Annotated in this window: 13 protein-coding genes; 4 read left to right on the top strand and 9 right to left on the bottom strand. The window is 51.8% G+C overall.

Going from position 1 to position 19688, the window contains the following annotated elements:
• Positions 1–7: 7 nt before the first annotated feature.
• The 4 genes from EB241_RS10450 to cspD form a co-directional block, all read right to left on the bottom strand.
• Positions 8–1708 (bottom strand): ShlB/FhaC/HecB family hemolysin secretion/activation protein, encoded by a 1701-nt coding sequence (locus tag EB241_RS10450; RefSeq protein ID WP_124233118.1) that lies wholly within the window; start codon positions 1706–1708, stop codon positions 8–10.
• 717 nt (positions 1709–2425) lie between these two features.
• Positions 2426–4147 (bottom strand): ubiquinone-dependent pyruvate dehydrogenase, encoded by a 1722-nt coding sequence (poxB, locus tag EB241_RS10445; protein WP_124233117.1) that lies wholly within the window; start codon positions 4145–4147, stop codon positions 2426–2428.
• A gap of 490 nt (positions 4148–4637) precedes the next feature.
• Entirely contained in the window at positions 4638–5546 is a 909-nt protein-coding gene (locus EB241_RS10440; protein WP_124233116.1) for a lysine exporter LysO family protein, read from the bottom strand.
• A gap of 281 nt (positions 5547–5827) precedes the next feature.
• Positions 5828–6055: a cold shock-like protein CspD gene (cspD, locus tag EB241_RS10435; RefSeq protein WP_124233115.1), complete on the bottom strand. Its 228-nt coding sequence runs from the start codon at positions 6053–6055 to the stop codon at positions 5828–5830.
• 317 nt (positions 6056–6372) lie between these two features.
• Between cspD and clpS the strand changes: the two genes are divergently transcribed.
• Positions 6373–6693 (top strand): ATP-dependent Clp protease adapter ClpS, encoded by a 321-nt coding sequence (gene clpS, locus EB241_RS10430; RefSeq protein ID WP_124233114.1) that lies wholly within the window; start codon positions 6373–6375, stop codon positions 6691–6693.
• Between the two features lie 28 nt (positions 6694–6721).
• Positions 6722–8998, top strand: a complete 2277-nt coding sequence (clpA, locus tag EB241_RS10425; protein ID WP_124233113.1) for an ATP-dependent Clp protease ATP-binding subunit ClpA — start codon at positions 6722–6724, stop codon at positions 8996–8998.
• An 88-nt stretch (positions 8999–9086) separates the two neighbouring features.
• Here clpA and infA read toward each other — a convergent pair whose 3' ends face one another.
• The 5 genes from infA to trxB form a co-directional block, all read right to left on the bottom strand.
• Entirely contained in the window at positions 9087–9305 is a 219-nt protein-coding gene (gene infA, locus EB241_RS10420) for a translation initiation factor IF-1 (protein WP_124233112.1), read from the bottom strand.
• Between the two features lie 352 nt (positions 9306–9657).
• Positions 9658–10350, bottom strand: coding sequence for a leucyl/phenylalanyl-tRNA--protein transferase (gene aat, locus EB241_RS10415; protein ID WP_124233111.1), 693 nt, complete (start codon positions 10348–10350; stop codon positions 9658–9660).
• A 32-nt stretch (positions 10351–10382) separates the two neighbouring features.
• Entirely contained in the window at positions 10383–12110 is a 1728-nt protein-coding gene (gene cydC / locus EB241_RS10410) for a heme ABC transporter ATP-binding protein/permease CydC (protein WP_124233110.1), read from the bottom strand.
• On the bottom strand, positions 12107–13876 hold the full coding sequence (gene cydD, locus EB241_RS10405; protein ID WP_124233109.1) for a heme ABC transporter permease/ATP-binding protein CydD: 1770 nt from the start codon (positions 13874–13876) through the stop codon (positions 12107–12109). Before cydD ends, cydC begins: the two co-directional genes overlap by 4 nt.
• Positions 13877–14027: 151 nt before the next feature.
• The gene (gene trxB, locus EB241_RS10400; protein WP_124233108.1) at positions 14028–14996 is read right to left on the bottom strand and encodes a thioredoxin-disulfide reductase; all 969 of its coding nucleotides are present in this window, start codon (positions 14994–14996) and stop codon (positions 14028–14030) included.
• Between the two features lie 528 nt (positions 14997–15524).
• Between trxB and lrp the strand changes: the two genes are divergently transcribed.
• Positions 15525–16019 carry a leucine-responsive transcriptional regulator Lrp gene (gene lrp, locus EB241_RS10395; RefSeq protein ID WP_006118610.1) on the top strand — a complete coding sequence of 165 codons (495 nt, stop codon included), beginning with the start codon at positions 15525–15527 and terminating at the stop codon, positions 16017–16019.
• 118 nt (positions 16020–16137) lie between these two features.
• Positions 16138–19518, top strand: coding sequence for a DNA translocase FtsK 4TM domain-containing protein (locus EB241_RS10390; protein WP_124233107.1), 3381 nt, complete (start codon positions 16138–16140; stop codon positions 19516–19518).
• Positions 19519–19688: the final 170 nt, after the last annotated feature.

Genomic DNA, 19688 nt, shown 5'->3' with positions numbered 1-19688 from the left:
TGCCTGCTCAGTACTGCCAGTTAAGACTTATGCCAGGCGACACCGGGTCGGTTCTGAATCCATCGGGTCTGGAGAGCGGCACGGCGGCAAACAGGTCATAGCTGATATTGAAGGTCTGCCCGCGAAGGCCGACGGCACCTCCCGCCAGACGAGTACCCACCTGATTGTTTGTTGCTTTACCGCCGATTTCGCCGTAGTCGAAGCCCAGATAGAGTTCCTGCTGAGGCAACGGCGTAGCCCACGCCAGATCGTTACGTACGAACCAGCCGCGGTCGGCATTCAGCGAGCGCTCGCCGTCAAATCCGCGCACCGACCAGCGACTGCCGATAGTGAATTGCTCCTGTGTCGTTAGCGGAGTATTACTTAGCTGGCGCTGGTACTGCACGTTGTAGTTGAATTTCTGGTTGCCCAGCGCAAAGGGAAGGTTAAGCCGTGCGGAGAGTTGCAGAATTTTCGACAGCGCGGTGGCCTCACCAACGTTCTCCTCCGGCGCTGGCAGCGCGTTGAACCAGCGAGTACCGCGCTGCCAGTTGATGCCGGCATCCAGCGTGGTGCCGGCAATATAGTGGCGGTGTTGCAACCCAATTCGCCATGCAGACGTACGCCGACGCTGCACTTCCACTTCCGTATCGTTGACAAAGTTCCTGGTCTGTTTTGCCAGCACATCATAAGTCAGCGTGGTTTTCTGGCTGCTGTTTCGGTGCAGCATGCGGCTGAGCTGGAAATCCAGGTTCTGGCTTCTCCCGCTGTAGCGATAGTCCTGATTTATCCCGGCAACCGTCTGATGATAGTCATAGCTGTTGAGGGTCAAGCCGGCGGTCCACCAGCCAAACGGCAGCGAGTAATGGCCCGTCAGGTTACCGCTGCCTTTGTCGTGGTGCTTCTCCAGGCTACTGCTGGCGGAGATCCACAACAGGTCGCTGAGCGAAAGTGGGTTATCCAGCGACAGGGTCAGTCCCCCCTGGTAGCGTCCGGTACTGCGGGAGCCGGAGTCATCCAGTGATGTACCGATGCGCCAGCGTCTGCTTTGCTGCCAGCTGAGCAGCACGTCGCTCTCGCCTGGCTGACTGCCCGGCACAATTTCCATACTCGCCTCTACGGTTGGCAGGCGTTGCAGATTCTCCAGTCCCTGCTCGATATCGCGCAAATTCAACAGCGCACCGGTATGTGCCGGAAAGGCGGTGTAAAGCGTAACAGCATGCCCACTGTCAGGGGGCAGGATCAGGTTACGCACCTTGCCCGGCACGATAGTCAGTGTCAGTTTCCCGCTGTTCAGATCCTGTGTCGGCGCCAGCACTCGGGTGGTGATATAACCACTGCCGATCAGGCGGTTCTGCAACCTGCTCATTAGCAGATTAATGCCCTTAGCCCCCAGACAGTGGCCAACGGCCTGACTGCTGATACGCTGTAAGGGGATCCAGCCCGGCAGGGCGTCTTTACCGGAAAGGATCACCTGAGAGATCGGGAAGCAGGGGGTTTCCGCAGGAAATGTCAGACTGCCGGAGGCGGAATCGGGATGTGAAAGCCTTACGTCAGGGACTGGCGGTGTCAGTTGTTGTTCCAGCGCTTTTTGGCGCTGTTGTTGCAAAAGCAGTGGCTCACTGACGTCTGCGGCACCTGCTCCTGGCAGCAAGAAAAACAGTGACAGGGCCGTTAAAAAAACAGCACCACTTTTATAACGAACGGGGAGGGCGGGAATAGCCTTCATTGACGTATCCTTGTCAAAATAATGATTATTTAATCAGTTAACTATTTTAATTATTGATATTGATTGCTGTGGTTATATGCTGGTTTTCACAGGTTTTTAAGATTTTCGGAAGGCATACTAAGTGACATTTTTTTACCGATCAACATGAATATTTGCTATTTCCTGTCGTTTTGGTCATGTTTTGATGCGAATTAAAAAGGGCGATATCCGGGTGCGGCTACAGATGAATTTTCTGCAAATAAGATAAGCAGCCGCGAAGCGACCACCACATCTTATTTTGTATATGTACTGTTGCGAAAGGATCACCACCGGCCAGTGAGGAAATATTCTCTACCTGACGCACGGCAGGTTAGTTGTCGTGATGGCAATAAAAACCTGCCGCTATTAAGGCATCCATCTGAAAGCAGGGTAGTATAAATAAATACGATTGCCGCCAGCGATAAACTCCTGAAACCAGTAGAGGCTGACCTTAAGAATAATTTATCAGCCGGAGCCGTCGCGTGGGGTAAATTACAGCGCAGGGCTATAGCTGGCGTTGCATGTAATCATCGTGCGAGCAGTCCAATAGCATGTTTGCTGAGCCGCGTTCGCCGTTTTATGCCCCGTCTGCTGATGCTAAGGAGGGCAGGGAGGAACGGTTGGGGTATCGTTGGTTAAGTGGCGCTTTGCCGGTGAGAAACGGACGCCGTTGCGCCCGTCAGTAAGATCTCATTCTGTTTATCGTAGCCAGTTGGTTTTTGCCAGTTCAACCACTTCGTCGCCTCGTCCGTTGATAATGGCGCGCAGCATATAGAGGCTGAATCCTTTGGCCTGCTCCATTTTTATCTGTGGCGGCATAGCCAGCTCCTCTCCGGCAGTCACAACATCAATCAGCGCCGGCCCGTCATAAGAGAGCGCCTGCCGGATGGCGTCATCCAGTTCTGAAGCCCGCTCCACGCGAAATCCTTTCACACCACAGGCGGTGGCGATATCAGCAAAGTTCGGATTTTCAAGCCCGGTACCGTCGGTGAGATAGCCGCCGGCTTTCATCTCCATTGCCACAAAGCCAAGCACACTGTTATTGAACACCACCAGCTTAACCGGCAGCTTAAGCTGTGCGACCGAGAGAAAGTCCCCCATCAGCATGCTAAATCCACCATCCCCGCACATGGCGATCACCTGGCGCGAACGATCGATGGCCTGAGCACCCAACGCCTGCGGCATGGCATTGGCCATTGAGCCATGATTAAACGAGCCAAGCAGACGCCGCCGACCATTCATTTTAAGATAGCGAGCTGCCCATACGGTTGGTGTACCAACATCACAGGTGAACACGGCATCTTCCGCGGCATGGTGACTGAGTTGCTGAGCCAGATACTGCGGATGGATAGGTTGTTTGTCATTGGCGGTGGCCAGTTCATCCAGATTTTTGCGGGCGTTGGCATAATCTTCCAGCGCCCTGTCGAGAAATTCACGGTCCTGTTTGATGTCGAGCTGCGGCAGCAGGGCGGTCAACGTGGTTTTGATATCGCCAGTGAGTGCCATATCGACGTGGCAATGAGCACCGATACTGCCGGGATCGAGGTCAATCTGAATAATGTTGGCCTCCGTTGGATAAAAGGCCCGATAGGGAAAACGTGTTCCCAACAGGAGCAGCGTACTGGCGTTCATCATGGCGTGATAACCGGATGAAAAGCCGATCAGGCCGGTCATACCAACATCGTAAGGATTATCGTATTCGATATGCTCTTTTCCGCGCAGAGCATGGACTATCGGTGCTTTTAGTGTCTGCGCCAGTTGCACCACTTCATCATGCGCTTCTGCACAACCGCTGCCGCACATCAACGTGATGTTTTGTGCCTGATTTAACAGTGTTGCCAGTTTCGCCAGTTCAGTTGCGGGGGGCTGAACTACCGGCAACTGCGGCGGATACCAGCTCGCTGATGCGCTTTCCGGGGCGGCCTGCAGTGCCACATCACCGGGAATGACCACCACCGATACGCCGCGATTGAGGATCGCTTTGCGCATGGCAATGCTCAAAACCTGAGGCAACTGTTGTGGATTAGAGACCAGTTCACAATAGTGACTGCACTCCCTGAACAATTCCTGAGGGTGCGTTTCCTGAAAATAGCCACTGCCTATTTCAGCAGAAGGAATGTGCGCGGCGATAGCCAGTACAGGCACATTGTTACGGTGACAGTCAAACAAACCGTTAATCAGATGCAGATTACCCGGCCCGCAGGACCCGGCACACACCGCCAGTTTGCCGCTAATCTGTGCTTCTGCTCCGGCCGCAAATGCGGCAACCTCTTCATGACGGGTGGGCATCCATTCGATGGTTCCCATGCGGTTCAGACTGTCGCTCAGTCCGTTGAGTGAGTCTCCTGTTACACCCCAGATACGTTCCACGCCAGCGTTTTCTAACGTTTTTGCCACCAGAGCGGCTACGGTTTGTTTCATCTCTGCTCCTGAGCTGGTTTTATTCCGGTTAAAACTGACAGGAAAAAGCATAGTCGAGGTGTGACAGAGTGGGAGAGTAATCCCTCCGTTTACCGCCCGTAATTAAAATACTTAGAGTTCAGCGTATTTAACGAGGATATTGTCGGCCGATGTGAAAGATAAACTGCCAGCACCCCAGCCCTATTTTCAGCTGATAGCGAGGGTGGGCATCAATGACAATATGCGGTGAAAAGAAATGCATCCTGGTCAGCGTTAGAACGCTTTTGAGACAAAACTAACCACGGCGTTAACGATAGTTTTATGCTAACGGGATGCCGCAATTCGTGCGGCTGGGCCCTGTTATTAAGCCATCCGAATCATCAAAAGATAACGACCTGACCTGGGGGTAATCACAGCCAGCAGCGATGAAAACAAAGCCGCTGTTCAGACGAAGAGCAACGCTGTGTGGATCTTAGCGCTTCATTAAAGTCAACCGCCTGTATCTGAATAATCAAACAGACCATGAGGAAAACAGGGCAATCAGAACAGGGGCTGCCAGACTGAGAATAAAACCCTGGACGATGGCGGCAGGGACTATCGCGGTTCCGCCTGATCGCTGCAATACCGGAAGAGTAAAATCCATTGATGTGGCACCACACAGGCCAAGCGCCGTCGCGCGATGTCGGGTGATTAGCGTCGGAACCAGCATAATTGCCAACAGCTCACGCAGCAAATCGTTAAAGAAGGCGGCGCTGCCCATTACCGGGCCAAAAGATTCAGTCATCAGAATACCGGAAAGAGAATACCAGCCAAATCCTGAAGCCAGTGCCAGGCCGGTACAAAAAGAGAGACCCAGCAGCATTGCGGCTATCATGCCCCCGATTAATGCGCTTACAAAGACCACCGAAGCCACCAGCAGTCCGCGACGGTTAAGGATGATTTGCCGAACTGTCATTCCGCTGCTCCGCAGTTGCAGGCCGACGAGGAACAGCAGAAACAGCAGCGCGTATTCACTGGCTTGTGGGGCGTATTTTAACGGAGCCCAGTGGCTCAGGCCGATGACAAAGCCTGCGGTTATCACACCACAAAGTGTAAGCGATTCAAGCGCCATAGACAGTCGGGAAGGCAATATTCCTTTGTGATGGTGATGTTGCCAGGGATAACGCCATTCCAGCAGGCGCAGTGCCAGCAGATTACAAATCAGTATGCAGACCGCGCTAACCAGTGAATAGTGAAATATCGTCAGCAGGTTATGGCTGAGATCGTCGAGAAACGCCAGCCCCATTCCCATAACGAACAGGATCACATAGACCATCCAGCCCAGCAGTTTATTAACCTGTTTTTGCAGAGGGATACCGTGGAGTGGCAGCATGTAGCCAACAATCAGAGGCGCAAGGATTATCAACAATCCTGAATACATAGAATGCTTCTTTATCTGATAAAAAATGAGGCGTTATCCTGACGACATTTTTATCATGAGTAAAGTCGCCGACAGTAAAAGAGAGAGAGACTGATATCTGATTAGATTAAAACGCTTTCATAGCGATATGTCTGCGGGTGTGGAATACAGCAGGGCAATTTTTAATGGGGTCGGACTTGAAAAGTGGTGAGGTAGCCCAATTTGATTTGCATCGGTAAAAAATGCCAGCTCAGGTGGCTGGCATTTTACACAAGGGTTGTTCAGAATGAGTCAGGGAAGGGTCAGGTACTGGCTGCTATCGCTTGTCCCACGGGGACGATAAGGCTGGCGTGATTGCCCTTTGGCCCCTTATGCACATCAAACTGGACTTGTTGCCCGGCTTTCAGCGTTCTGTAGCCGTCCATCTGAATAGTGGAGTAGTGCGCGAAGATGTCTTCGCCACCACCGACCGGACAGATAAAGCCAAAGCCTTTGGAATTATTGAACCATTTAACAGTACCCGTCTCCATAATTCTGGATCCCTCGCAATAAAGTTCAATTGAGTGAGGTGAAGAGGCTGTCGCCTCCGGGCTGGTTAAAACACACAGCTTAGGCCCGTACTGTAGAGAAATAGTACAAAGCGTCAAGCAATTGAGACGACAGGTACGGGATAAAATCATCAAAATTTGAGGCAGTTAACGCTATTGAAAATTTTGTGATCGAGGTCGTCCGGCGCTAGCCTGTGGCAAATTGTATCAACGCTAATCCGCACCAGGGGTGTGTTACACTGACTGATGAGATAAATGCAACTGGCGTAATTAAGCAACGTTTTTAACTGTGGACAGGTATGGGAAACACTAGCGATTGGCTTAACTTTGAACATCTTGCAGATGACAAACTTCGCGAAGGACTGCGGCCACCTTCAATGTATAAAGTTATTCTCAAGAATGACGATTATACACCTATGGAATTTGTTATTGACGTACTGCAAAAGTTCTTTTCTTATGATGTAGAACGTGCAACGCAACTGATGCTTGCGGTCCACTACCAGGGAAAGGCGATCTGCGGTGTTTTCACTGCCGAAGTGGCAGAAACCAAAGTCGCTCAGGTAAATAAGTACGCCAGGGAGAACGAGCATCCGTTGCTGTGTACGCTGGAAAAAGCCTGAATAAGGCCATCTAATGGGGGAGGTGCCTATGCTCAATCAAGAACTGGAACTCAGTTTAAACATGGCTTTCGCCAGAGCGCGCGAGCACCGTCATGAGTTTATGACCGTCGAGCATCTGTTATTGGCTCTGCTCAGTAACCCGTCGGCCAGAGAGGCACTGGAAGCCTGTACCGTTGATATTGTGGCTCTCCGGCAGGAGCTTGAAGCTTTCATCGAACAAACTACCCCGGTCTTGCCGGTCAGTGCAGAAGAGCGTGACACTCAGCCGACGCTCAGTTTCCAGCGCGTACTGCAACGCGCAGTTTTTCACGTTCAATCCTCCGGGCGCAGTGAAGTAGCAGGGGCCAACGTGCTGGTGGCTATTTTCAGCGAACAGGAGTCTCAGGCCGCATATCTGCTGCGTAAGCATGAAATCAGCCGTCTCGACGTGGTTAATTTTATTTCTCACGGCACGCGCAAAGAGGAGTCCGGTTCGTCATCAGCTTCAGAAAATCCGGTCAACGAAGAGCAGGCAGGCGGGGAAGAACGTATGGAGAACTTCACCACCAACCTCAATCAGCTTGCCCGCGTGGGAGGCATCGATCCGCTGATCGGGCGTGATAAAGAGCTGGAGCGTGCCATTCAGGTACTTTGCCGCCGTCGTAAAAACAATCCATTGCTGGTAGGTGAATCCGGCGTAGGTAAAACTGCCATTGCGGAGGGGCTGGCCTGGCGTATTGTGCAGGGCGATGTTCCTGACGTGATGAAAGATGCCACCATCTATTCACTGGACATCGGATCGCTGCTTGCCGGTACTAAATATCGCGGTGATTTTGAAAAACGCTTCAAGGCATTGCTGAAACAGCTTGAACAGGATCACAGCAGTATTCTGTTTATTGATGAAATTCATACCATTATCGGTGCGGGCGCGGCTTCCGGTGGCCAGGTGGATGCGGCTAATTTAATTAAGCCATTGTTGTCCGGCGGAAAGATTCGGGTAATGGGTTCCACCACCTATCAGGAATTCAGCAATATTTTTGAGAAAGATCGTGCGCTGGCCCGTCGTTTTCAGAAAATTGACATCACTGAGCCATCCGTGGACGAAACGGTGCAAATTCTGAGCGGCCTTAAGCCGAAATATGAAGCGCACCACGACGTTCGTTATACCGCAAAAGCTCTGCGGGCTGCGGTAGAGCTGGCGGTGAAATATATCAACGACCGCCACCTGCCAGACAAAGCTATTGATGTGATTGATGAAGCGGGCGCGCGCGCACGTCTGATGCCGGTAAGTAAGCGCAAGAAAACGGTGAACGTCTCAGATATCGAATCCGTGGTGGCCCGCATCGCTCGTATTCCTGAGAAAAGTGTTTCAGCCACTGACCGTGATACGTTGAAAACGCTGGGCGATCGTCTGAAAATGCTGGTATTTGGTCAGGACAATGCGATCGAAGCCTTAACCGAAGCGATAAAAATGAGTCGTGCAGGTCTTGGTCAGGATCGTAAACCTGTCGGTTCCTTCCTGTTTGCCGGTCCTACTGGCGTCGGGAAAACCGAGGTGACCGTCCAGCTGGCGAAAGCGCTGGGTATCGAATTGCTCCGTTTTGATATGTCCGAATACATGGAACGTCACACCGTCAGCCGGCTTATTGGTGCGCCTCCGGGCTATGTAGGCTTTGATCAGGGGGGGCTGCTAACCGATGCCGTGATTAAACATCCTCATGCTGTAGTGCTGCTTGATGAGATTGAAAAAGCACATCCTGATGTGTTCAATCTTTTGTTACAGGTGATGGATAACGGTATGCTGACCGATAATAATGGTCGTAAGGCGGATTTTCGCAATGTGGTGGTGGTGATGACGACCAACGCTGGCGTGCGCGAAACTGAGCGTAAATCCATCGGCCTGATCCAGCAGGATAACAGTACCGATGCGATGGAAGAGATCAAAAAAATCTTTACGCCAGAGTTTCGCAACCGCCTGGACAACATTATCTGGTTTAAGCATCTTGATACGGAGGTTATCCATCAGGTTGTTGACAAGTTTATTGTTGAGTTGCAGGCGCAGCTGGATGCGAAAGGTGTGTCACTTGAGGTCAGTGATGAAGCTCGGGACTGGCTGGCAGCGAAGGGATATGACAAGGCAATGGGCGCCCGTCCGATGGCACGTACCGTTCAGGAAAGCCTGAAGAAACCGCTGGCTAACGAATTGCTGTTTGGTTCCCTGGTGGACGGTGGTTCGGTATCGGTAGCGCTTGATAAAGCGAAAAACGAGCTGACTTACCATTTTCTCAGTGCTGAAAAACGTAAAACCGAAGGAACCGTTCATTAATTCTGATGAATAATGATAAAGCGAAAGGCCGCACATCGTGCGGCCTTTTTACTGTACTGTGCCGGCTGTCGGCAGAAAGCGGTTCTGTCTAGCGACTACGGAAGACAATGCGGCCTTTGCTCAGGTCATACGGGGTCAGCTCGACAGTCACTTTGTCGCCCGTCAGGATGCGGATATAGTTTTTGCGCATTTTACCGGAGATATGAGCAGTAACCACGTGTTTGTTGTCTAACTCAACGCGAAACATGGTGTTAGGTAACGTATCCAGTACGGTACCCTGCATTTCAATATTGTCTTCTTTGGCCATCGAATCCTCTGAGGGTTACAACCTTCATTTTTAACCAGCATGATAATGCCGAATTTCAGGTATTATGTAAAGAATTGTTGGTGATTATACCACCATTAGCCCCTCTGCCAATGGGCAGAGAAGCCACGAATAAACTGAAAGAGTAATGGCGTCAGCGTGGAGAATTGCGGCTAAGAGTGGCATTGCATTCGCTTCTGAGCGTAATGAAAACCGAAAGACGAGATTCGTTAATATTCCCAGCCAGGCCAGACCCAGCTCGCTACTCACAGGAGGCGAAGGGCGGACGACATTCCAAACCGGGGCATTATATCACTGTTATCCACTTTTGCGTGGAAAACATCGTGGTTCCTCATCAAAAAAGGGTCTGCTGCTGCCAGCAGCTCTTTGCAAGGGGCTGATTTGCCAGCATTTCAATTTGTTGCAGGTAATCCGATCTGCTGATTTCCTCCGCGCCCAAAGAGGCGGTATGCGGATTCAATACCTGACAGTCAATCAGTTTGCCTCCCTGCTGTGCAAAATAACGGCTAAAGATCATCAGTGCGGTCTTGGACGCATTTTCCCTTTGACTGAACATTGATTCGCCACAGAAGATTTGCCCAAGGGCCAGCCCGTACATTCCACCCACCAGCTCATTATCAAGCCATACCTCAATGGAATGGGCATGACCTTCCTCTGACAGTTTCAACCAGGCACGTTTTACTTCGTTGGTGATCCAGGTACCTTCAGCACGATCGCTGGCACATCCTTCAAGCACGTCATAAAAGCGCTGATTTACAGTGACCCGATAAGGGGAGTGCCGATGAAAGCGCCTCATGCTTCGGCTCAGATGAAATTTCTGTGGGTAGAGCACCGCACGCGGATCGGGCGACCACCAGAGGATAGGATCTCTGGCAGAAAACCACGGAAAAATTCCCCGATGGTAAGCACTGAGCAGACGTGGTGGGCTGAGATCGCCGCCCATTGCCAGCAGACCGTTAGGCTCCCGCAGCGCCATTTCTGGAGGAGGAAAACTGAGTGAGTCTCTTGAAAGCTGGATTAGGCGCATGGAAATAATCTCTGTCGCACGTAAGGTTCAGACTATAACGTAAACTGCTGGTGAAAATACCAGTAATGTCCGCGTTTTGCGATTAATTCGTGATGCTGACCCTGTTCAATAAGGTGACCGTTCTCCATAACGCAAATTCTGTCGAAATGTGTCAGTCCCTGCAAACGGTGGGTGACCATTATCAGCGTCTTATCCTGTGCCACACGACGCAAAAGTGCGAGTATTTGCTGCTCGGTTTCAGCATCAAGGCCTTCAGTAGGCTCATCCAGCAATAGCAGAGAACCGCCGTGTAGCAGGGCTCGGGCGATGCCCAGTCGACGCAGTTCCCCACCGGAAAGCTGACGACCTCCTTCGCCCAGCCAGCCGTTTAATCCCTGGCTGTCACACAGCAGCCCTTGCAGCCCGACCTGATGCAGCACCTCAGCTAATTGTTCATCGCTGCTTTGTGCACCAGCCAGCAGAAGGTTTTCCCGTAGGGTTCCGCTGAACAGATAAACCCGCTGCGTAACCACACTGGTCATGCCACGTAATGAGGTTTCATCCCAGTTTTTCAGCGGTTGGTCATTAATGACGATCTCCCCGCTGTCAACGTCCCATGCACGGGTTAGTAGTTGCAACAGTGTGGATTTGCCACAGCCAGTGCGTCCCAGCAGGGCGATATGTTCTCCGGGAGCAATGTCCAGAGAAATCTGGTGCAGGGCAGATTTGCCATTGGGATAAGTGAAGTCAATATTGCGCAGGCTCAGGGTGGTAGCAGCGACGCTATCTTGCCGCACGGTGGGAAACGTTACCGTGGGTTGCTGATTGATTATCTGTGCTACCCGTTGGGCGGAAGCGATGACCTGGCCAAGATGCAGAAAGGCACCTCCGACCGGCGCCAGCGCTTCAAACGCGGCAAGTATGCAAAAGACAAACAGCGCAATCAGCGCGCCAGGTTGCGTCTCGCTGCCCACACCCCCGGCGCTGAGCCACAATATTAAGACCACGCTACCGCCAGCGATCAGCAAAAGTAAGGCCTGTGAAAGGCCTCCAAGACTGCTTTGTGAACGTTGCGCATCCTGCCACTGGGCATCAGTTATGCGTAACTCATTTCTGAAACGTGAAGCAGCACCATACAATTTCAGTTCAGTCTGACTTTGTAACCAGTCAGTCAGTTGCGCACGGTACTGAGCTCTCAGACCCGTTAACGCCTGACCGACAGAACGACCAGCGCGGTAAAAAAGCATCGGGAGGAGCAGTAAAGTTACCGTCATCACCGCGCCAGAAAATAGCGCCAGCTGCCAGTCGAGCCAGCTCAGGCCCAACGTAACTGTCAGGATGACCACCAGCGCTCCACACAATGGTGAGATAATACGCAGGTAGAGGTGATCCAGAGTATCGACGTCGGCAACCAGCCGGTTAAGCAGATCAGCACGGCGAAAACCTGCCAGTCCAGCGGGAGAAAGAGGCAGTAATTTGCTGAAGGTAAAAACCCGCAGATGCTCAAGTACTCTGAAAGTGCCATCATGGCTTATCAGCCGCTCAAAATAACGGGCAGTTGTGCGGCTAATGGCAGCCGCCCGTACTCCCGCTGCGGGCAACATATAGTTGAAGCTATACAATCCTGCCACACCGGCCAGGGATGATGCCGCCAGAAACCAACCGGAGAGGGTGAGCAGCCCGATGCTGGCCAGTAAGGTGATAATCGCCAGCAGTACACCTAACGTCAGACGCCAAAAGTGGCGGCGATAAAGTGCCAGAAAGGGAAGTAAAATCTTCATATAACTGTCCTCTGACGACGCGAAATCAGTTCGGCAAACGCTCCTGCGTCCTGCGACAACTGCTGAAAATTTCCCTGTTGGATCAGCCTGCCCCCGGACATCAGCCAGATTTCATCCCAGAGGTACAACTGATGCAACTGATGCGTTACCAGGACGGTGGTATGTTGGCGGGAGGCTGCCAGCAAAGCCTGATTGACCTGACTTTCGCTGTGACTGTCCAGGCTGGCAGTGGGTTCATCCAGCAGTAGCATTTTACAGGGTTTGTACAGCGCTCTGGCCACTGCAATACGTTGAGCCTGACCAACAGAGAGCTTTTCTGCCTGCTCACCCGTTTCGCTTGCCAGCCCATTGGGCAGCCGGGAGAGGAACTCTGCCACACCGGCCGCTTCACAAACCTGCTGCAATTTTGCCGTATCGTCACTGCCATCGGGTACGATATTCTCACCCAGCGTATTGGCTGGCAGGAGAGGATTCTGTCCAACCCAGGCCAGCTGTTGGTGCCAGTGTTCCTGCTGAATATCACGCAGTTCCACGCCGTTGATCTTCAGCGATCCCTGATAGGGAAGGTTGCCTAACAGCATATTCAGCAATGAGGTTTTACCGGCTCCGCTCTGACCTAGTAGCACAATTCGTTGGCCGGGTCTGATGACAAAATCGAGTGGGCCAGCCAATAGTGTATTTTGCGGCGAAAGCACCCTCAGTGCCTCTGCCACTATGGTTATTTCGTGGCTGAAATCCGGTGTTTTCTCACCGTGTCGGGCAGGCAGATTGGCAGTTTCTGTCAGGAAGGCTTCCAGCGCATCCGCTCCGCCAATTGCCTGTGCTTTAGCATGGTAAAATGTGCCCAGGTCCCTCAATGGCAGAAAAAACTCCGGTGCGAGAATTAATGCCAGGAAGCCAGCAAAGAGCGTAATTTCGGTCCCGTAATGGCCAAAATTCAGCTCACCCAGATACGAAAAACCGAAATAGACGGCAACGATGGCGATGGAAAGCGAAGCAAAAAACTCCAGCACGGCAGAGGAAAGAAAAGCCAAACGAAGCACTTCCATGGTGCGCTGGCGAAAATCGCTTGAGGCTTTGCGGATCTGCTGTGTTTCTGCTTCTGCACGATCAAAGAGCCGGAGTGTGTCCAGTCCTCGTAATCTGTCAAGAAAATGACCGCTGAGTCTTGCCAGTGCCTTAAAGTTACGACGGTTGGCATCGGCTGCTCCTATGCCAACCAGCGCCATGAACAAGGGGATCAATGGTGCAGTTAACAACAGAATAAGCGCGGCAACCCAGTTTACCGGCAGCAGTATAAGCAGTATAAAGCAGGGGATAAGCGTCGCTAACAGCATCTGAGGCAGATAGCGCGCATAGTAATCCTGCATATCGTCAATCTGCTCCAGCAAAAGTGTGGCCCAGGTCCCTGCCGGTTTACCATTAATCCATGCAGGGCCGAGAACTTCCAGCCGGTTAAGCACGGTCTGTCGCAGGTGTTGTCGGATAGCGTTGCCATACTCAAAGCCGGTTTTCTCGCGTAGCCATACCAGTAGCGCACGCAGGGTAAAACAGAAAGCCAGCATCACAAACTGCGGAAGAAGGAAATGGCGGGAAAGGTTTTCAACAATCAGTGACTGAAGCAGCCCGGCCATCAGCCATGCCTGTGCAAGTATCAATAGCGCGCTGAAAATACCCAGAAGTTGTGAAAGCCTTAACCAACGTTTGCCCTGGACGCTCTGGATTTTTAACCAGCGAAGTAACTGTTGCTGCCGTGATTTATTCATGCCTTACCGCGAAGCCAGATATTCAGCGACTGAGCCATTACGGCGGCACGCTGTTGATCGGGAAAGAGTATGGGCAATGTTACAATGCAGAAGGTGAAAAGGCGACCAGTAGTGGTCGCCTGAGGTAAAATTGGCTCAGTTTTTTAACAACTTACTGAGATTTTTTAACTAATCCATCCAGATAGCGTTCTGCGTCCAATGCGGCCATACAGCCGGTACCAGCAGACGTAATCGCCTGACGATAAATGTGATCCATGACGTCACCGGCGGCAAATACACCCGGAATACTTGTCTGGGTGGCATTACCCTGTAAACCGGACTGAACTTTGATATAGCCATTTTCCAGCTCAAGCTGATCCTTGAAAATAGCCGTGTTCGGGCTGTGTCCAATGGCGACAAAAAGACCAGCAACATTCAGTTCTTTCGTCTGGGTATTATCCAGAGCAGAGCGCAGGCGAAGAGAACTGACGCCCATCTGGTCTCCCATCACTTCATCCAGCGTCTGATTTGTGTGCAGTACAATATTGCCATTGCGTACTTTTTCCATCAGACGGTCGATGAGGATTTTCTCTGCCCGAAAGCTGTCCCGACGGTGAATAAGGTGCACTTCGGCAGCAATATTCGCCAGATAGAGCGCTTCTTCTACTGCGGTGTTACCGCCACCAATTACCGCGACTTTCTGGTTTCGATAAAAGAAACCATCACAGGTGGCACAGGCAGAAACACCACGGCCTTTAAACTCGTCTTCTGAAGGCAGACCGAGATAGCGCGCTGATGCACCTGTGGCAATGATTAGCGCATCTGCGGTGTATTCGCCGCTGTCACCTGTCAGGCGAAATGGGCGATTTTGCAAGTCGACGCTGTGGATATGGTCGAAAATGATTTCGGTGTTAAATTTCTCTGCATGTTCCTGCATTCGCTCCATAAGAAGCGGTCCTGTCAGATCGTGCGGGTCGCCCGGCCAGTTTTCCACTTCGGTCGTCGTGGTTAACTGCCCCCCTTTTTCCAGTCCGGTAATGAGCACCGGTTCCAGATTGGCGCGTGCCGCATAAACGGCGGCAGTGTAGCCTGCCGGGCCAGAGCCCAGAATAAGTAATTTGCTGTGTTTGGCGGTGATCATGAGACCCTCAACTGTTTTTACTTTCGCCCCAGCGCCTGATTGTAGGGAATTTGACAGGGCAAAAAAAGCGTTCAGCACTTTTGTTAACAATGGTTGCAAAAGGCTTAACCAATTTACCTCGAGTCAAAAGGGGGAACGATGCGCAAAAACAGAGCAAAACGTGATACATAATGGTGCAGGTCAGCTCAAATATCCATTAAAAAACAGTCACGCAGCAACACATATGGCATGTTGTACTGATTTAGGTTGTTTTACTTTGACAATCGGTTGTGCTTTTGCGAAAACAGTGTAGGAAGCAAAGGTTTTTTCGGCTGGCAAATCGGCTTAACTCGCTGATTTTGTACTTTTGGTCGGATCTACCCGGTCTGCATTGGTAATGAAGCATGGTGTGGACAGACAACATGCTTCATACGGATGGGCGTTTTAATATCGCAGCAGACTTCAGACTTCACTTAGAACATCTCTGTGAAAATAGAACTTGAGCAGGGAATGGCAGGTAAAGGGAAGGTATTAAGAGAGACAATAATAATGGTAGACAATAAAAAACGGCCTGGTAAAGATCTCGATAGAATTGATCGTAACATCCTGAATGAATTACAGAAGGATGGACGTATCTCTAATGTTGAACTCTCCAAGCGGGTGGGATTATCACCGACGCCATGCCTTGAGCGTGTTCGTCGTCTTGAACGTCAGGGATTTATCCTTGGCTACACTGCCCAACTGAATCCACATTATCTGGATGCTTCGCTACTGGTATTCGTTGAGATTACTCTGAATCGAGGCGCGCCAGATGTGTTTGAACAATTTAACGCTGCGGTACAAAAACTTGAGGAAACTCAAGAGTGTCATCTTGTTTCAGGTGATTTCGATTATTTGTTGAAAACGCGCGTTCCTGATATGTCAGCTTACCGTAAGCTGCTCGGTGAAACCTTGCTACGCCTGCCGGGTGTGAACGATACGCGGACTTATGTCGTGATGGAAGAAGTGAAGCAAAGCAACCGGCTGGTCATTAAAACCCGGTAACAGACAGCAGGTGCAAAACCTGGAAGATTTCGGTACACTCCTGTGAATTCATACAGGTCCAGCGTCGGGTTAGTCCGACGCTGTTGCCTTCATTGTTTACAGGCACCTGGAGATGCGCTTGAGCCAGGAATACACAGAAGATAAAGAAGTTTCGTTACAACCGCTCAGTAACAGACGGCGTCTGCTTGAAGCCGTACTGATTATTGTTGCTCTGCTCGCCGTCTATCTGATGGTGGCGCTGGTGAGCTTCAACCCATCCGATCCCAGCTGGTCACAGACTGCATGGCACGAACCTATCCATAATTTGGGGGGGGGAGTAGGGGCCTGGCTCGCGGACACGCTGTTTTTCATTTTTGGTGTGATGGCCTATGCCATACCTCCAGTCATTCTTGGCCTGTGCTGGATCGCTTTCCGTCAGCGGCATACGCAGGATTATATCGACTACTTTGCCGTAGCCTTGCGTCTGATAGGGGTTCTGGCACTGGTAGTGACTACCTGTGGTATGGCTGCGCTGAATGCGGATGATATCTGGTATTTTGCCTCCGGCGGTGTCATTGGTAGTTTGCTGAGTAATGCCATGTCAACCTGGTTCAGTGGTGCTGGCGGAACGCTGACCTTGCTGTTTATCTGGGCGGCAGGTCTTACCCTCTACACTGGCTGGTCGTGGTTAACTATCGCTGAGAAAATCGGCGGTGTGGTGATGGGGCTACTGACCTTTGCCAGTAATCGTTCGCGTCAGGATGAACGCTGGCAGGAAGATAAATATCAGCAAGATGAACATGAAGAAGAACAGCACGTGGCGTTTTCTGCTGCGACGCTTGCGCAGCACGCTCGCGACGATGACGATGACAATGATGTGCTGCTGTCTGCATCGAAAAAAGTATGGCACGATGAAAAGCAACGCAGCGAAGAGAACGATCCTTTGGTCAACCTCCCTGCCGTTGCTGCAACTACTGACGACGCCTCTGCTGCAACCCCGTCGCCAGCGTCGTTTGCTGCAAGACACGTTGCGCCGGCCATACCCGCTGTTTCGGCGGCGGCATTGTCAGCGGAACCCCACTTCCCTCAGGCCGTTTCTCAACCACATCAGGCTGCGTCGGTTACTCATGAGGAAAAGACGCCTGAACTTTACCGTTTCACCCTGCCGGATGAAACGCCAGCGCCGTCTGTGCCATTAAATAATGTGGATGATGTTCAGAAAAGGGAAGACTGGCGTGATGCTTCTTCAGCGTTTGATTTTTCATCCCCAACCGTTTCGCAACCTTCTGATGTGAAAAACGGTGGAATTAACAGCGATGCAGCTACAGCCGAAACGCCATTTATGCCGGGCTTTACTGCCACCAGTGAATCAGTGAACACCCAGGTGAAGCAGGGAATTGGTCCTGAATTGCCGCGTCCAAATCCGGTCAAGCTTCCTACGCGGCGGGAGCTGGCCTCGTGGGGAATTAAATTACCTTCGCAGCGAATGGCAGAAGAGAAGGCCAGAGAAGATGAAAAGCGTTTGGAGAATATCCAGCCACACACAGTGACCTCAGACGATGAAGACGCCGAGGCACGGGAACAGTCGCAGTTGCGCGAGGCATTTCTTGCTCAGCAACAGGTGCGTTACGGTGAAGATTTAGCCAGTGATGATGCCGAAGCGCTGGAGCAGGCGGAGTTGGCTCGCCAGTTTGCGACACAACAGCAACAGCGTTATCACCATGCTGACAGCCAGGATGATGGCCCGACTTTCCGTCTGGACACAACAGGGGCTTTTGATTTTTCCCCCATTGACGATCTGGTTGATGATGGCCCGGGTGAGCCGCTGTTTACGCCATCGTTAGTATCTGATGCTGACGTCTTGCAAGAGGCTCCGTGGCAGCAGCACCAGCCTGCTGTACCAACACCGCAAATACCGGCGGTTCAGCCGCCGTCCCCGGTTTCCGCTCCGCGGTCTGAAGAACCTGCACAGCCCGTTGCCGATAGCCTGTTCCATCCTTTCCTGGTGCGCCATGAACAGCCACTGGAAAAACCCACCACACCGCTGCCTACGCTTGATTTGCTGAGTGCTCCTCCGGCAGAAGCCGAGCCGGTGGATATGTTTGCACTGGAGCAAACCGCACGTCTGGTGGAAGCACGGCTGGCTGATTATCGGGTGAAAGCCGAGGTGGTAGGGATCTCTCCCGGTCCGGTTATTACCCGTTTCGAACTGGATCTGGCTCCCGGTGTTAAGGCCGCGCGTATTTCTAATCTGTCCCGCGATCTGGCTCGTTCACTCTCTGCCGTTGCGGTTCGTGTTGTTGAGGTGATCCCCGGCAAGCCTTATGTAGGACTGGAACTCCCTAACAAACATCGTCAGACCGTCTACATGCGTGAAGTGCTGGAGTGTGACAAGTTCCGCGACAATCCTTCCCCACTATCAGTTGTGCTTGGTAAAGATATTGCTGGCCAGCCGGTGGTGGCTGATTTGGCAAAAATGCCGCATTTATTGGTGGCGGGTACTACTGGCTCCGGTAAGTCAGTGGGCGTGAACGCAATGATCATCAGCATGCTCTACAAAGCGACGCCGGAAGATGTGCGTTTTATCATGATCGATCCAAAAATGCTTGAGCTGTCAGTTTATGAAGGCATTCCACACCTGCTTACTGAAGTAGTTACCGACATGAAAGACGCCGCCAATGCGCTGCGCTGGAGCGTTGGCGAAATGGAGCGACGCTATAAGCTGATGTCCGCACTCGGTGTTCGTAACCTTGCAGGCTACAATGAAAAAATTGCTCAGGCGGACGCAATGGGACGGCCCATCCCCGATCCATTCTGGAAGCCTGGCGACAGCATGGACAGCACACCTCCTGTGCTGGAAAAGCTGCCGTACATTGTGGTGCTGGTTGATGAGTTTGCCGATCTGATGATGGCGGTTGGTAAAAAAGTGGAAGAGCTGATTGCCCGTCTGGCACAGAAAGCAAGGGCGGCAGGTATTCATCTGGTTCTGGCAACTCAGCGTCCGTCAGTGGATGTGATTACTGGCCTGATCAAGGCTAATATTCCCACCCGTATTGCCTTCACCGTATCGAGTAAAATTGATTCCCGTACCATCCTCGATCAGGGCGGCGCGGAATCCTTATTAGGGATGGGCGATATGCTTTATATGCCGCCAAACTCTTCAATGCCGGTTCGCGTCCATGGGGCCTTTGTTCGTGATCAAGAGGTTCATGCCGTGGTGCAGGACTGGAAGGCGCGTGGACGTCCCCAGTACATTGACAGCATTACCGCCGGTGAAGAGAGTGAAGGTGGTGGTGCGGGACTTGAGGGTGATGAAGAGCTTGATCCCTTGTTCGATCAGGCGGTGGCCTTCGTTGTTGAAAAGCGTCGGGCGTCAATTTCCGGTGTGCAACGCCAGTTCCGCATTGGTTATAACCGCGCGGCACGCATTATTGAACAAATGGAAGCGCAGGGTATTGTCTCTTCGCCGGGCCATAATGGTAACCGGGAAGTGCTTTCCCCCCCGCCTCACGAGATGTAATGACAAAGCCGTTCGACCGTTAAAACGGGCCGGGGTGACCGGCCCGTTGAGTTTTTCGGCTTAACTGCCATATTTCAACAGAGGTGCTGGCTGCATTCAGGGTAATCTCCTGTTGCTATTGTGCTGTTCAGGCTACAGTTATCCACGTTAGCTTCCCTGCTCTCAGGGAT

Source organism: Erwinia psidii (assembly GCF_003846135.1).
GTDB lineage: Bacteria > Pseudomonadota > Gammaproteobacteria > Enterobacterales > Enterobacteriaceae > Erwinia > Erwinia psidii.
Note: the sequence above shows the minus strand (reverse complement) of the source record. Positions and strands in the feature narration are given on the sequence as shown.

Bases quoted from the DNA above. Each gene is read 5' to 3' on its own strand.
- cydC (WP_124233110.1), bottom strand. From the start codon at position 12,110: ATGAAGATTTTACTTCCCTTTCTGGCACTTTATCGCCGCCACTTTTGG.
- aat (WP_124233111.1), bottom strand. From the start codon at position 10,350: ATGCGCCTAATCCAGCTTTCAAGAGACTCACTCAGTTTTCCTCCTCCA.
- cspD (WP_124233115.1), bottom strand. From the start codon at position 6,055: ATGGAGACGGGTACTGTTAAATGGTTCAATAATTCCAAAGGCTTTGGC.
- clpS (WP_124233114.1), top strand. From the start codon at position 6,373: ATGGGAAACACTAGCGATTGGCTTAACTTTGAACATCTTGCAGATGAC.
- cydD (WP_124233109.1), bottom strand. From the start codon at position 13,876: ATGAATAAATCACGGCAGCAACAGTTACTTCGCTGGTTAAAAATCCAG.
- lrp (WP_006118610.1), top strand. From the start codon at position 15,525: ATGGTAGACAATAAAAAACGGCCTGGTAAAGATCTCGATAGAATTGAT.
- trxB (WP_124233108.1), bottom strand. From the start codon at position 14,996: ATGATCACCGCCAAACACAGCAAATTACTTATTCTGGGCTCTGGCCCG.
- EB241_RS10450 (WP_124233118.1), bottom strand. From the start codon at position 1,708: ATGAAGGCTATTCCCGCCCTCCCCGTTCGTTATAAAAGTGGTGCTGTT.
- poxB (WP_124233117.1), bottom strand. From the start codon at position 4,147: ATGAAACAAACCGTAGCCGCTCTGGTGGCAAAAACGTTAGAAAACGCT.
- clpA (WP_124233113.1), top strand. From the start codon at position 6,722: ATGCTCAATCAAGAACTGGAACTCAGTTTAAACATGGCTTTCGCCAGA.
- infA (WP_124233112.1), bottom strand. From the start codon at position 9,305: ATGGCCAAAGAAGACAATATTGAAATGCAGGGTACCGTACTGGATACG.
- EB241_RS10440 (WP_124233116.1), bottom strand. From the start codon at position 5,546: ATGTATTCAGGATTGTTGATAATCCTTGCGCCTCTGATTGTTGGCTAC.